Source organism: Streptomyces africanus, from assembly GCF_002150735.1.
Lineage (GTDB): Bacteria > Actinomycetota > Actinomycetes > Streptomycetales > Streptomycetaceae > Streptomyces > Streptomyces africanus.
In genome coordinates, this window is sequence record NZ_MUKA01000058.1 from 30,899 (window position 1) to 44,651 (window position 13,753).

The 13,753-nt window shown below is 69.0% G+C and carries 12 protein-coding genes and 1 tRNA gene; 9 read left to right on the forward strand and 4 right to left on the reverse strand.

Annotated elements, in window-relative coordinates:
* Positions 1-126 precede the first annotated feature (126 nt).
* The 3 genes from CCL05_RS08600 to CCL05_RS08610 are packed head-to-tail and all read right to left on the reverse strand — an operon-like array spanning position 127 to position 5,230.
* Positions 127-4,464 carry a phage/plasmid primase, P4 family gene (locus tag CCL05_RS08600; RefSeq protein WP_086559900.1) on the reverse strand — a complete coding sequence of 1,446 codons (4,338 nt, stop codon included), beginning with the start codon at positions 4,462-4,464 and terminating at the stop codon, positions 127-129.
* A 56-nt stretch (positions 4,465-4,520) separates the two neighbouring features.
* Entirely contained in the window at positions 4,521-5,003 is a 483-nt protein-coding gene (locus CCL05_RS08605) for a PDDEXK family nuclease (RefSeq protein WP_086559901.1), read from the reverse strand.
* The gene (locus CCL05_RS08610; protein ID WP_086559902.1) at positions 5,000-5,230 is read right to left on the reverse strand and encodes a helix-turn-helix domain-containing protein; all 231 of its coding nucleotides are present in this window, start codon (positions 5,228-5,230) and stop codon (positions 5,000-5,002) included. The genes CCL05_RS08605 and CCL05_RS08610 overlap by 4 nt, the downstream gene beginning before the upstream one ends.
* 227 nt (positions 5,231-5,457) lie before the next feature.
* Here CCL05_RS08610 and CCL05_RS08615 point away from each other — a divergent pair, with 227 nt between their 5' ends.
* The 8 genes from CCL05_RS08615 (at position 5,458) to CCL05_RS08645 (ending at position 12,461) form a co-directional block, all read left to right on the forward strand.
* On the forward strand, positions 5,458-5,769 hold the full coding sequence (locus CCL05_RS08615) for a hypothetical protein (RefSeq protein ID WP_086559903.1): 312 nt from the start codon (positions 5,458-5,460) through the stop codon (positions 5,767-5,769).
* Entirely contained in the window at positions 5,766-6,134 is a 369-nt protein-coding gene (locus CCL05_RS08620) for a hypothetical protein (protein ID WP_086559904.1), read from the forward strand. Before CCL05_RS08615 ends, CCL05_RS08620 begins: the two co-directional genes overlap by 4 nt.
* On the forward strand, positions 6,131-6,583 hold the full coding sequence (locus CCL05_RS08625) for a hypothetical protein (protein WP_086559905.1): 453 nt from the start codon (positions 6,131-6,133) through the stop codon (positions 6,581-6,583). The genes CCL05_RS08620 and CCL05_RS08625 overlap by 4 nt, the downstream gene beginning before the upstream one ends.
* On the forward strand, positions 6,580-8,217 hold the full coding sequence (locus CCL05_RS08630) for a DEAD/DEAH box helicase (protein ID WP_086559906.1): 1,638 nt from the start codon (positions 6,580-6,582) through the stop codon (positions 8,215-8,217). The genes CCL05_RS08625 and CCL05_RS08630 overlap by 4 nt, the downstream gene beginning before the upstream one ends.
* A 38-nt stretch (positions 8,218-8,255) precedes the next feature.
* Positions 8,256-8,627, forward strand: coding sequence for a hypothetical protein (locus CCL05_RS08635; protein ID WP_086559907.1), 372 nt, complete (start codon positions 8,256-8,258; stop codon positions 8,625-8,627).
* A 77-nt stretch (positions 8,628-8,704) separates the two neighbouring features.
* The gene (locus CCL05_RS08640) at positions 8,705-11,446 is read left to right on the forward strand and encodes a hypothetical protein (RefSeq protein ID WP_086559908.1); all 2,742 of its coding nucleotides are present in this window, start codon (positions 8,705-8,707) and stop codon (positions 11,444-11,446) included.
* Positions 11,447-11,704: 258 nt separating this feature from the next.
* A tRNA-OTHER gene (locus CCL05_RS44750) sits at positions 11,705-11,800 on the forward strand.
* A gap of 79 nt (positions 11,801-11,879) precedes the next feature.
* The gene (locus tag CCL05_RS08645) at positions 11,880-12,461 is read left to right on the forward strand and encodes a hypothetical protein (RefSeq protein ID WP_086559909.1); all 582 of its coding nucleotides are present in this window, start codon (positions 11,880-11,882) and stop codon (positions 12,459-12,461) included.
* Positions 12,462-12,533: 72 nt separating this feature from the next.
* Here the strand turns inward: CCL05_RS08645 and CCL05_RS08650 are convergent, their stop codons facing one another.
* A complete protein-coding gene (locus CCL05_RS08650) occupies positions 12,534-13,130 on the reverse strand; it encodes a RuvC family protein (RefSeq protein ID WP_143589841.1) in 597 nt (198 codons plus the stop codon).
* A gap of 142 nt (positions 13,131-13,272) precedes the next feature.
* Between CCL05_RS08650 and CCL05_RS08655 the strand changes: the two genes are divergently transcribed.
* Positions 13,273-13,743 (forward strand): hypothetical protein, encoded by a 471-nt coding sequence (locus CCL05_RS08655; RefSeq protein ID WP_086559911.1) that lies wholly within the window; start codon positions 13,273-13,275, stop codon positions 13,741-13,743.
* The last annotated feature ends 10 nt before the right edge of the window (positions 13,744-13,753 follow it).

Below are 13,753 nucleotides of genomic sequence, written 5' to 3' on the forward strand. Positions count from 1 at the left end.
CTCAGCCCACTCGCCTCGCAACACGGCCCGCCTCCTGCTCTTCCTGGTTCCTTGGTCATTACGTCACTTGTCCGGCGAATCGCCGAACGCGCCGGGGCCGGACGGTGAGGCCCGGCCCCGGCTCGGTCAGTCCTTCGCGTAGCAGGAGGCCCAGTCACGGGCCGCTTTGGAGGCCCCGGCCGTGATCGGCACGCCCTTGAACTCGAACGTGAACGCCTCCAGCACGGCCTCCTTGACGCCCTCGGCCATGTGTTCGGGGACGCACAGGACGACCTCGTCGTGCACGACGCAGCGCAGCCACTCCAGGGCCTCGGGGATCATGTCGACCAGGCGCAGCAGCGCCTCGCACATGATGTCCCGGGCGCCGCCCTGGCCCATGAGGGCCGGGGCCTGCGTCCAGGCACGGTCGGGGTTGCAGCGCATCTTGCGACCGAACCCGTTGTCCAGCATCTCGCCGGCCGCCGCCCGTTCCCGGACCTCGGTCCGCCAGGCGCACAGCCCGGGGTACTGCGCGTTCATCTGGTCGTCGAACTTCTGCGCCAGCTCCAGCTCCACACCGCTGTTGGCGATGCCCTTCACGGACATGCCGTAGTTCCAGCCGTGGCCGATGCGCTTGGAGTTGTCGCGCCACTCGCCATCGTGGCGGCCGAACACGGCATCGGCGATGCGCGAGTGGGCGTCTTCGCCGGGAGCGAAGTTCGCCATGTACGCCGGGTCCTGGCAGTGCCCGGCGATGGCGCGCATGTCGACCTGGTCCAGGTCGAAACAGATCAGGACGTGGCCGTCGTCGGCGATGAGGGGTCGCCTCTGCGTGACCTTGCCGCCGCGCTTGGCCATGTTGGTGACCGAGGGGCGGACGTACGCCCACCGGCCGGCGCCCTGAAGGTCGCCGACCTGCGGGTGGATCCGGTCGCCGACGAGGTGGTCCATGATCTCGGCGTACTTCTGGACCGACGAGGTCACGGTGATGATGTGGCCGCACATCTCGCGCAGGGCGTCTACGTCGGCGCCGCGCTCGGCGAACATGCGCAAGACGTTCGGGTTGAGCATGGCGGGCACCTGCCGGGCCCCGGAGCCCTTGCCCACCATGTACGACGCCTCGCCCAGCGCGTCCTTGTTGAGGCTGATCAGCCCGGAGGCCGTCTTGGGGTAGTGCACCGCACCCCGGTCGGCGAAGGCCTTGATGATCGCCTCACGGCCTTCGTTGGTGGACAGCGGGGCCTTGACGGACTCGTCGGTGAAGACGCGGTTCTTGCCCCGGCCCCTACCGACGGACTTGGTCAGGGGTACGCCGCAGTGCTCGTGCAGCCACTCCAGGGACTCCTGCCGCTTGGCCGCCTCCGCGTCGACCAGCTCGCGCAGGACGGGGACGTCGACCTTCCAGCCGGTCAGGGTGGGCCGGTGCTGGATGTGGGCGACCCGCATCTCCCGGCGGACGTAGTCCGAGGGCTCGCCCAGAGCGCGCCGCACGCCCCGGGTGGCCTGGAGATCGCCGCTGAAGTACACGCTCAGCTCGTTGACCGGGATGCGCCCGTACCCGAGGTCCGTGCGCTCGGCCTTGTCCAGTTTGCGGCCGCCGGCCTCCTCCGGACCGTACTTGAAGGCGAGCGCGGCCAGGTCGTCCGTCTTGCCGGGCAGGCCGTTGCGCTCGGCTACCTGGTCCAGGCCGTAGTAGCCCTTGGTCGCCCACGGCTTCTCGTGCGCGGCGCCGGGCGGGTCGATGGTCTGGACCCACCGCAGGGTGTCCATGGTCTTCGCGGCCAGCTTGTCGTAGTCGGCGCCGTGGTGACGGGCGAGCGCCATCAAGTCGAACCCGAGCAGGTTGTGGCCGTACAGCTCGTCGGCGTCCTCCAGCCGCTTGATCAACTCCTCCACGGAGTTGACGACGACCTCGGTGCCGTCCTCGGTGACGTAGCCGGCGAGGCGGACGTACGGGTCGCCTCCGAGATCCTTGTGGACGAACAGGCGCTTGGCGCTGTGGGTCTCCAGGTCGAACCCGATGACGCCGCCGGCGCGCGGCGGGGTGGCCGCGTCATCCGGAGCCGGGGACGGGGCGGGGACGGTGGCCGCGCGGGGAGCCTGATCAGCTTCCGCTTCCGCGAACGGATCACCCGCGAAAGGGTCCGCGTCCGGGTCGGTCAGAGGACGTGTACCCGCTGTACCCTCTACCCCTGTTCCTCCTATGTGTGAGCCAATTTCTCGGTTATAGGGAGGAGAGGGTACAGGGGGTACACCATTGTCCTCGGTGGGGTTGACCTCGTCTTTTCCGTTCGGGTCCTGGAAGCGCACCCCGAGCCACGCCTGGTAGTTGACGCCCTTGGGCTCGTGACCGCCCAGAGTCGATCGCCCGTCCCGCGCCCGGATCTTCTTCCGCTGCACGCCGTTCCGCGCGCACTCGTCGTGGCTTCCGAATCGGGACACGAACGTGCGGTCCGTCCATTCCCGGTGACCTTTGTCCTCCAGGTACCGGTTGAAGACCTCGTGCAGCTCCCGGGCGAGGATGTGGGAGTTCCAGTCGAACGTCAGGCAGTCCCCGATGAACGACAGAATCAGGTCCGACTCCTTGCGCCACTCCAGCGTGTCGTCCTCCACCCGCTTCGGCGGCGGCGGCATGATCTGTCCGGCCGCGTACCACTTGCGGGCGCCCTCCACGGCCCACGCCAGGACGGCCGCCGACACCCGCTCATCCGTCGCGAGGCGCTGCCGCAGGGTTCCGTCACCGGGCTTGTCATTCGGGCCCGTGCACGGCTCCCCAGCCTTGCGGAAGGTGAACGGGAAGCACAGCAGCGCCAGACGCCGCCACGTACCGTGGTCGGTTTCGTCCACCAGAGGCCTGTGGTTCGTGTTGATGATCAACGTGTGCGACGTCGTGAAGGTGACCGGGTCCTGCCTCATCCGGCGGGCCTTGATGGCCTTCGTACCGGCGAGCTGCTTGGCCCGGTTGACGTCCAGTCGCTTGGCCTCCGGGGTCTCCTCCAGTACCGCGAGCCGGGCCCCCATGAAATCCATCATCTCCGTGGGGTGGTTGTCGCTTGCGTTCCCGAGCAGGGCCCGGTGGGACACCACTGTGTGGTATCCGTCCTTCTCGCCGGCCGCGCGGGCGAGCGCGTCCATGACCGTGCTCTTGCCGTTGGAGCCGCCGCCCTGGAGCAGGAGGATGATGTCGTCTGGGGGGATGTGGCCGGTGAGCGCCTGCCCCATTCGGAGCTGGAACCAGTCGATCACGTCATCCGGCACGGCCTCCAGAGCCTTGTCCCAGTCAGGGTGCCGGGCGCCCGGGACATAGTCCGCCTCCGTGATCTTCGTCATGAGCCGGTCGGGGTCATGCGGCGTGAGCACGCCGGTGCGCAGGTCCAGGATGCCGTTCTGGCAGTTGAGCGCGTCAGGGTCGTAGTCGAAATCCGCCGCGTGAGCGACCAGACTGCCCTTGGACAGCTTCATCAGGTTGCCCAGCTTGGACGCGGACAGGGCCCCGCGCCAGCCGTCCATCTCCGCGCGGTAATCCTTGCTCGGCTCGGCGCGCTGCTTGTCCAGCACCCGCTGGAACCCGGAGAGCGCCCATTGGCGGATCTCCTCCAACACCACCGGCTCGGGGCACTCGCCCCAGGTCTTGCCGTTCCAGCGCATCCACCCGAGGCCGTACGCCCAGCGGTACGTGCCGTCCAGAGCTTCGGAGCACACGGTGTCGGCGAGAACGGCGTCACTGAATGCCGCGTCGCGGGAGTTGTCGCTGGGGGTCTCCCGGGTGGCTGCGTCGCGCAGACCCTCAAGCGTTCCGCCGGCGTGGAAGTAGTCGTCCACGCCCTTGACGGCCTGGCCGTCGACTTCCTCTGGGACGATCAGATACCGGATGTCGGCAGCACCCTTGGACTCCAGCCACGCCCCCAGCCGCCGCATGGCCTTCAGAACGCTCATGTTGTGGCGCGCGTCGGAGTCGAAGCAGATCACGACTGTGCGGTCCTTGAGGGGGATGTCCTCCCAGTCGCCGAGGGTGCCGTGTCGTGCACGCCAGTTGTAGACGCCCGAGATGGTGACGACTGGAAGTCCTTTGGACGCTAGGCAGTCCGCCTTTTTCACACCCTCGGTGATCCACAGAGGCGCCGAGACGGTACGGACAGCAGTCGCCATCAGCGGCGGTACGTCCAGGCGAGCTTTGCCGACCGCAGCCGCGTACTTCACAGGCTTCTCATCGCGCACCTGCGGCTGGCCGGGCTTGAACATTGCGCCGATCTGCTCACCGGTTACTCGGTAGATCGGGATGAACAGGCCCGGGAACGCCGTGTCTTCGCGCCAGGCCCACACCGGAATGGACGCCTCGCGCAGCCGCGCGCGGTCCTCGTCGGTGCCGTACAGCGTCTCGTACCCGCGAGCGTCGCGGATCTCCGGGGCGATCTCGCTGGCGTCCAGTTCCGCCAGGTGGTGATCTGACAGCTGCCCCGCGTTCGCTTCCACGTACGTGGTCATGAGGGGGATCCTGCTTCCTTGGTCAGTGCTTCCTTGGTCTGCGGGGGCTTGGGCACTTACTCTCTCCTCCCCTTCCGGCCGGCCGGGCGCCGACGATCAAACCGCGCGGCAGACGCCGCGTCCCACGCTGTCCGGAACTCGGGGCCGGTCCACATGCGGTGGACGTCGGCGACCATGCCGCTCGGGTGCCAGACACGGACGGTGTGATCCCGCCCGCAGACGTCACCCCGGCGGTGCAGGCCGCGCACCGTGAACAGCATCAAGCCGGTCCCGGCGACGAGGCCCTTCCAGCGTGGGTCGTCAAAGGTATCCGCGTCGGGCTTTATCTCCATCCACGCCTGGTCAGCACCGTGATGGGGCCGGATGCGGAAGTCCGGCAGGTACCCTCGCGAGCCGACGCGGTAGGCCTGCGGCTCGTACTCCCACGGGATGCCCGCGCGTTCGAAAAACACGATCCACCGGGCCTCCAGCCGCGAGCGGGTGGTGACCCCGTGCACGGTGGTGGGTATCGGCTTGACGACCTGGTACAGGCTGTTCACGACGTGATGCCTGTGAGGGCCGGCGAGGCGGCCGAGACGTCGACGACGACGGGCGTGTTGCGCAGCCGGGCCCACTCCTCGGCTTCCCTGCGCGGGATGCGCACGCGGCCGTTGGGCGTCTTGTGCTTGGTCAGCGGCACGTCCGGGTCGTCCAGCCAGCGGTAGACGGACCCGGGGTGGACCCCGGCGAGGTCCGCTACCTGGGCGACCGTCAGGAACTCTTCCACTGCTCCTCCTTGATGGTGTGTAAGTACGCGTAGCGATGATACCCGCGTTTACACACGCTTATACACGGGGTACCATAACGGACATGAGGCCCGACGGAGCCTCGCCGACCCAGACCAAGGAACTCCCGGGACGCCGGGCGCAGATGGGGCAACGTCACGGCCCCGCAGACCCCCTTGCGGCCTGCGGGTTCGGTGATTGTGCACCCCGCTGGGAGGATCACGGACTCATGACCAAGGAAGAAACGGCTTACGCGGCTGCACTGAACCGTGTCGGCTCCGACGTTGAAGACGGCTTGCTGTTCTCCGAAGCGCTCGGCCGGATGCGGCGCGAGGCGCTGCACTCCACCGGCCCGCACGCCGACTGCCCGCACTGCTGGTGGACGGTCCCCTGCAACGGAGCGCTGGACGGGGACCACTTCCTCGCCCTGTGGGAGCACCTGATCACGCGTCACGGGGTGGACGTCTGGCTCGCGACGGCCCCGGCCCGCGAAGTCTGGGACCGCGCCGTGGAAGAGTTCAAAGGAGCGATGGCCGCATGAGCGCCGACGACGCCGACCGCAAGCTGCTGGGCCTGCTCGACTCGCTCAGCCCCGAGCACGTGGAGCGGCTCAAGGCACCGCAGACGGACGGCCCGGAGACGTATCTGGGCGTGGACGTCCCCGCGTACATGAGGCCTCACTGGGACTCCCCGCAGGCGATGTGGTGGAGGGCCGGGGTGGAGGCCGCACGGCAGGCCCGCCGCTGCGCTCACTGCGGCGGGGTCATCGAGCCCACCGGCGGTCACGACTGGATCGGCCCCGTGTCGACCCCTGATGAGCCGCAGAAGCGGTACCACCTGCACCCCGACTTCCCGGACTGCCGTCGGGCGTCCGGCGCCTGCGGCACGGAAGGGAGCGAGCAGTGAGCACCAGCGACGAGCAGTACCGGGTCCTGTACTTCAAGGACGGCGAGGACGCGTTCACCGAGCCGGAGTCACTGGACGACGCCAGGGCGACCGCGCAGCGGCTGGGGAGCGAGGGCTACGACGTCAGCGCAGTCATGGGTGACGTCGCCGCCCAGGGCTACATGCACGCCCGGCAGAACGGCCCGGAAGGGTCCGACCCGTTCGGACCCGGGCCGGACCTGATGATGTCCCGCGAGACCGCTGATCTCCTCCTGCGGGCAGTCACCGGCCTGCTGGACGAGGGCTACTGGCCGAAGGCGTACACCGGCTACGGGCCGGACGACACCGACGAGAAGGACTACGACACCGCGCTGGTGCGCAGGGCAGCCGACATCGTCGGCCGCGACCGGATCAAGAACCGGGGACTGCTGGAGCACCTCGCCGAGCTGGACGCGGAGGTCGACGGATGAGCCAGACGCTCCAGCTCCGTCCATACCAGCGCGAGTGCATCGACGCGATTCAGGCGGCATGGGCCGACGGGATGCAGCGGCCGGCCGTCGTGCTCGCCACGGGCATGGGCAAGACCGTCGTGTTCTCCCGCATGGCGGCCGAGCACGTCGAGTCCGAGGGCACGCGCGTCGTCATCCTCGTGCACCGTGACGAGCTGGCCGACCAGACGATGAACAAGCTGAAGCAGACTGAGCCCGGCCTGTTCGTCGGCAAGGTGAAGGCGGCGGCCGACAACATCGCGGCCAACGTCATGGTCTGTTCGGTGCAGACGCTCGCCCGGGAGAAGCGCCTGCACCGGCTGCTCGACTCGCAGGAGAAGTGCGGCAAGGTCGGCCTGGTCATCGTCGACGAGTGCCACCACGCGGCGGCCGAGAGCTACCGCAACATCCTCGCCGCGCTCGGCTGCTACAGCGGGATGCCGGGCACGAAGGCCGTGGGCTTCACCGCGACGCTCGCCCGGGGCGACGGCCAAGGCCTCGGCGACGTGTGGGAAGACGCGGTGTTCACCCGCTCCCCGCTGTGGGCCATGAGCCGGGGCTTCCTGGTCGACGTCAAGTCCAAGCTGATCGACGTGGACACCCTGCACCTCGGCGACGTGAAGAAGTCCCGGGGTGACTACACCGCATCCTCTCTGGGCGACGCGATGATGGAGGCCGGCGGCCCGCAGATCATCGCCAAGGTGCTTCAGGAGCACGCGGCCGACCGGCGCAGCCCGATCGTCTTCACCCCGACGGTGGAAGTCGCACGAGCGACGGCCGAGGCCCTGCCCGACGCGGCGTACGTGCACGGCGGTACGCCCCGCGAGGAGCGGCTGAACATCTACCGCCGGTTCCGCACCGGCGAGGTCCGCACGCTGGTCAACTGCATGGTCTTGACCGAGGGCGCCGACTTCCCTTTCTCCGACTGCGCGGTGATCGCCCGGCCGACGAAGTCCGAGCCGCTGTTCATACAGATGGTCGGCCGGGTCCTGCGGCCCTCCCCCGCCACCGGCAAGGCGGACGCCCTGGTGCTCATCCTCGCCGGCGAGGGTGGGTCGCTGTGCACGCTGGTTGACCTGGAGCCCGGGTTCGAGGGCAAGGTGGCCGACGGCGAGACCCTCGCCGACGCCTACGTGCGCGAGGAGTCCCGCAAGGACGAGAAGGTCCCGGCGGGCTCGCTGCGGTTCGAACTGACGCACCGTGATGTGGATCTGTTCAGGGCCTCGGCCGCCTACTCGTGGCTGCGCACGAAGGGCGGGATCCAGTTCATCCCACTGGGCGACAACGGAGAGATCCTGCTCTGGCCGTCCCGGGGCGAGGCGGAAAAGTGGGACGTTGCCTACGCCCCGCCGCGTGGAACCTGGGAGCGGCTGCACGAGGGCCTGGACCTCGGCATGGCGATGGCTTGGGCGGAGACGGAAGCCACGGACCGCAGCGAGCTGAACATGACCCGCACGGCGTCGTGGAGGAAGAAACCTGCGTCGGAGAAGCAGACCAGGATCCTGCGGTACGCCGGTCACACGGTGCCCGACGGGCTTCGGGCGGGCCTCGCCTCCGACCTCCTCGCGGTCACCATCGCGTCGCGCAAGCTGGACCGTTTCCTTCCCCGCTCGTAGCGGGTATGATTTAGCTAAATCGACAGGGCGGAGGCCCCGTGACCAAGGAATACGTGAAGGCGATCGGCGTCGATTTCGATGGCGTGATCCACGACTACGCCCGAGGCTGGCAGGGCGGGCTCATCTACGGGGAGATGCTCCCCGGGGCGGCCGAGAGCCTGCGGGCCCTGATGGAGACCTACGCGGTGTTCATCCACACCACGCGCGAACCGCACACGGTGGTGCCGTGGATGAAGGACCGTGGCTTCCACGCCGAGGCTGACAACGACCCCGGCCGCCGGTTCTGGGACACCACGGGCACGCTGCTGGTGACCCAGCGGAAGCTGGTGGCCATCGCGTTCATTGACGACCGGGCCATCCCACACCGCACATGGGACCAGACGATGCAGGCCGTCGCACAGCTCTACTGAGTGACCCGGGGAGGGCTGCGGCGGCCCTCCCCACCTGGCCGTTAGGCCATTGACCAAGGAAGCAGGAAGGTACCGCAATGACTCAGTCGACCCCTGAGCGCAAACGCTGCTCCGTGTGCCCCGGCGAGTACGCCGTCACGGCGAACGGGACGATCCGTCACCACTTCACCGACAACCCGGAGCTCCAGGCCGGGCCCGACTCCCGCAAGTGCCGGGGCGTCGGCGAGCTGCCCGCCGGCGAGCAGACGGCCGATGACCCGGCGAACGGCCCGCAGTGCCGCCTGTGCAAGCACCCGGTGGAGCTGACCGGCAACGGCCGGGCCCGCAGCCACCTCACCCCCGAGCAGACGCCCCGGCCCTGCCCCGGCGGCAGCGACTTCCCGCTGGGCACGTACCCGGACATCCTCGGCACGACGGACGGCCTCGTGGCCACGCTCGCGGCCGACTGCGAACACGTGCCGGTCGGCCAGTGCTACGGCTGCCACGGCGCGGCCGGGAACCCCGTCAGCGACGCCGAGCTGGAGGTCATGGCCGAGGCGCAGGGCACCGGCGCGGCGCCGTGGGGCGTGAACCCGGACGCCGTGACGCAGCAGACCATGGCCGACCAGTTCAAGGGCGTCGGCGAGGCGGTGATCTGCAATTGCGGGGCCTCGTGGCCGACGAACGAGGAGATGCAGCGGGTCGGGCACGGCCTGGAGCAGTGCCCCCAGGACCGCGCCGCTGGGCCGACCATGGACGGCCCTTACCAGTTCCCCTCTGTCCGACCGATGGCGGCCGACGCCCTCAGCGATGCTGAGCGGTTCATGGGCGCGGCGCCGGCGACGCACACCGGCCGCCCGTCGATGCACAGCGGCGGCGGCCTCTCCGACGCGGAGCGAGAGCGCCTCGCGGCTGTCGTTGCCAAGGACCACCGCACCCCGGAGCAGAAGGCCCGGGACGCGCGGACGTCGGAGCTGACTCGGGAAGTCATCAAGGTGCTGGAACAGCGCAGCCCGGAAGAGAAGGCGGAGACGGCGGCTCGCATGGACCGCACCGCGTCGGCCGCCCTCGGGCTGCCGGTCGACCCGGCGCTGAACCGGCCCGAGGACGTGGAGGCGCACGTCGTCACTGACGACAGCGACGACCCGGAGCACGCGGACGACTGCCCCGGCTGTCCAGACGATGAGCCGCAGACGGGTCCGGTTCGCGTCGGCGACTTGGAGTACGGCGACGTCTTCGTCCGGCGCGGCACCGCTATGCGCGTGACGAGCGCGGGCTACGGCCTGGTGGAGGCCATCGTCGTGGACAACGGCCCGCACGCTGGGCGCACAGGTGAGCTGAAGAACCCCGACGAGGTGGTGGAGAGGATCGCCACCAGGACCAAGGAGCAGGAGACCAAGGAATGCACGGACGACAGGACGGCGACGTCGCCGCGTTCTTCGGCGGCATCGACGCCGACAACGACCAGCCGGCCGACGGTCCCGGCCCCTGGTTCGAGGCCGCCTACGAAGGCGAGTGCTCCGGCTGTTTCGCCGAAATCGGAATCGGTGACATCATCCGCGCCGACGGTGCGGGCGGCTGGGAACTCCAGGGGTGCTGCGGTGACGACTGATCAGAGCGCAGCGGCAGCCGCATTCCTCGGCACTGACCGGCCGGCGGCCCCGGCGGGCGCGGCGCAGACACCCGGGCAGTTCCTCGCCGGTGCCGCCAGTTCGCGGGGCGAGGACGATACCAAGCGCGACCGGCACGGCCGGTACCTCATCCCGCACCCGGACACCGGCAAGGAGAAGGCGTGGACCAGGTCCACCACCTTCGCCAAGTCGATCAGCGACACTTACGCCCTGTCCCAGTGGGGGCTGCGCATGTGTCTGCTTGGTGCGACGAAGCGGCCGGACATCATCAAGCGGGCCCACGGCAAGCACGTCCGGGCGGACAAGGCCCTGCTGGACGAGCTGACGGCGGAGCTGAAGAACGCGGCGGGCGCCAAGGTGGCCGCCAACGACGGCACGGCGATGCACTCCTTCACGGAGCTGGCAGACCGGGCGTGGCACTCCCCCGGCGGCCCGCGCAGCGTCCTGGACCAGGTGCCGGAGGACTGCCGCGAGATGGTCGAGACGTACATCCGGCTGCTGGAGGAGACCGGCCTTGAGCCTGTGTCAGGGCTCATTGAGTTCACCGTGGTCGTCAAGCAGTACGGCGTCGCGGGCACCAGCGACAACTGCTACAAGGTCACCAAGCCGCTCACGCTGAAGATCGGCCGGGCTGAGGTCCGGCTGGAGCCCGGCCAGTACGTCATCGGCGACAAGAAGACCGGTAGGGATCTCGACTACGGATGGCAGGAGATCGCTATCCAGCTCGCGACCTATGCGCAGGGCATCAACACGTCCGGGGTCTGGGACAAGGCCCGCAAGGAGTGGACCCCCGACCCCCTCAACGGCTCCAAGGTACGGCTGGACGCGGGTGTCGTCATCCACCTGCCGGTGGACAAGGAGTCGGAGAAGACGCCGACGGTATACGGCATCGACCTGGAGTCCGGGTGGAACGCGGCCGTGCTGTGCGAGCGCGTCAGGGCCTGGCGCAACGTCCGCACCCTCGCCTCGCCGGTCATGGTCTCCGAGGCCGAGACGTTCGCCCCGGAACGACCTGAGCCGACCGTCACCACGCGGACGACGGTACGGCCGCCGACGCTGATGGACCGGGCGCAGTCGGTCACGTCCAACGGCGAGGCCTCGGCCGTCTGGAAGGAGGCCATCACGGCCGGCCTGCCCAAGGACGAGGTGGATGAGCTGGTCGACGTCATGCAGTCGCGGCTGAAGAAACTCGCCGAACCCGGAGGCTAGAGAGGGTTTAATTAAATCCTCTTCCGGGGTATCATAAAAGCATACGGAGCGCACCAACTCCGGGCGGTTCAGACCTTCGTGACGTTCCGTCACAGACCCACCCGGAACAACTCCACAGAGACCGCCCCGGGGCTAACCCCCTGGCTCCGGGGCCTCAGCGACCTACGACGCACCAGCCGTGAGGCGAGTAAGCCACTGGCGGAAACACCAACACCGTGCGGGCGGATCGGGGTCGGGCGGCGGCCGTAAAACGCTGGACGCGCGGTAGCTCAACTGGCTCAGAGCACAAGGACCCCGGCCCACCCCCGTGCCGGTAAGCCCTTGGAGATCCGGGTTCGAGACCCGGCCGCGCACCGGAGCCACGTACCACCGGCTCCCCTCCCTCGCTACCGGCGGCGGAGGAACAGGGATCAAAGGAACAAGGGATCACAGCATGACGACTGCGACGCAGGCCGACCCGTTCGCCCCCAACCAGGCGGCGTTCACCCCCGGCCGGGCCAAGACGGCCACCGACTTCCTCATGGGCGGTGGGACCCTGTCCTGCCAGTTCCCGGCGAGGGGGACGGAGTACGCGGGCACCATCTCCGAGATGACCGTGGAGGTCCAGCGCGACTACGACGACCCGTCCAAGGTGCTCACCTGGAACGACGGGACAGCCCGTCAGCAGCTCCGGGTCGTCTTGGAGGGCACCGGCTACACGAGGAAGTTCGACGGCGACACCGAGGAGTGGGTGGACGTCGAGGACGACGACGGCTCCCGCGCCCTGTACGTGAAGGGCCAGATGGCCAAGGCGTTCCGCGACGCGGTCCGCAAGGCCGGATCCAAGGAGCCCGAGGTTGGCGGGTACCTGAAGGTCACCTACGTCCGGAACGGGCAGAAGAAGCCCGGCAGCAAGGGCAAGCCGCCGAAGGAGTACACGGTGGAGTACCTGCCCCCGGCCAAGAACCCGAACCCGGCCGCACAGTTCCTCGCCGGCGGCGAGGGCGGCGAAGCCCCGAACCCGTTCGGTGACTGAGCGGATCTAAGGCACCATAAGGAAGGCCCCCGGGATGGACGCTCCCGGGGGCCTTCCGCGTTCAGCATCATGTCAGGCCGCAACCCTCCGCCGGCGGCGGGTCTGCTTCGCCGGTGGCGGCGCGAAGACCGGAGCCGGGGCCCCGGGGAGGGTCGGCCAGGCCACCTCGCGCAGGGCGTCCATGTTGGCCTTCGGCACCCGGACCACCGGCTCGCCGTAGGCGGCGTGACCGGCCGCCCGCAGCCACCACGCGTCGCACTGGTCGCCGCCCTTGTCGCCGGTGAACTCCCGGCCCGCGTAGGTGAGCGCGGCCACGGCCATGGACGCCTTGTCGGCCCCGCCGTGGCCGGTGGCGTACAGCTTCAGCGTCTTCGTGTTGACCAGGACGAACGGGACGCCTGAACGCATGAGAACGAGTCGGACGGTGGCGTGGACCATCGGGATGACCTTGGCAGACGCTCCACGGAAGAGTCCGGGGTCATCCTCGATGACGGCGAGCTGTGGGCGGGCCACGCGCAGGGCCGCCGTCATGCGCTCCTCGATGCTCAGCAGGCGCCGGTCGCCGTCCCCGCGCGGTTTGATGAGCGCCGTGGAGTCGTCCGGGAAGCACACCCCCGTGCACTTCATCGACAGGTCCAGCCCCATGATGCGCATTCCTTGGTCCTCCATCCTGGGCGCACTCATTTCGTTAAATCACACATACCCGATACGCTGGCCGGCCACGCTCCCGACGCGGCCTGGACTCGGCTACGCGCACGTTTACCCAGTGGGTACGCTCGGAGCAGGACCACGGACTGAGGAGAGCAGACCAATGACGAGCCCTACACCCCTGCCCGGACTGGAGTCTGTCGGCAAGCCGGGGACCTGGACGATCACCAACCAGCATGGCCAGTCGGTCACCATTACCGGGGAGCTGCTGGGCCTCGGCTCCAGCTACCGGCCCCGGCACCAGAACCACCCGGACAGCGAGTTCGCCCCGCCGCGCACGCACTGCTCCACCTGCCGCTGGACAGAGATCCGCGTCTTCGCTGTGGACGAGCAGGACGGCAATTCCAGCCCGCTGCCGTACATGGTCGTCAAGCGCGGCGCCTCCGTCGTTCCCGGGGAGAAGGACTTCGTGGAGTGGGAGGGCCTGGTCACCGGGGATGAAGTGCTGGAGCTGCTCACCACCCGTCGGGGCGGCCAGGCGACCCTCACCGCGCCGGCCTCCCGGGCACTCTCGCAAGCCGCCTCGTTCGACTCGGCGATGCGCGACGCATGGCAGAACCGCGCGGTGAAGTAGGCGTTCGGCG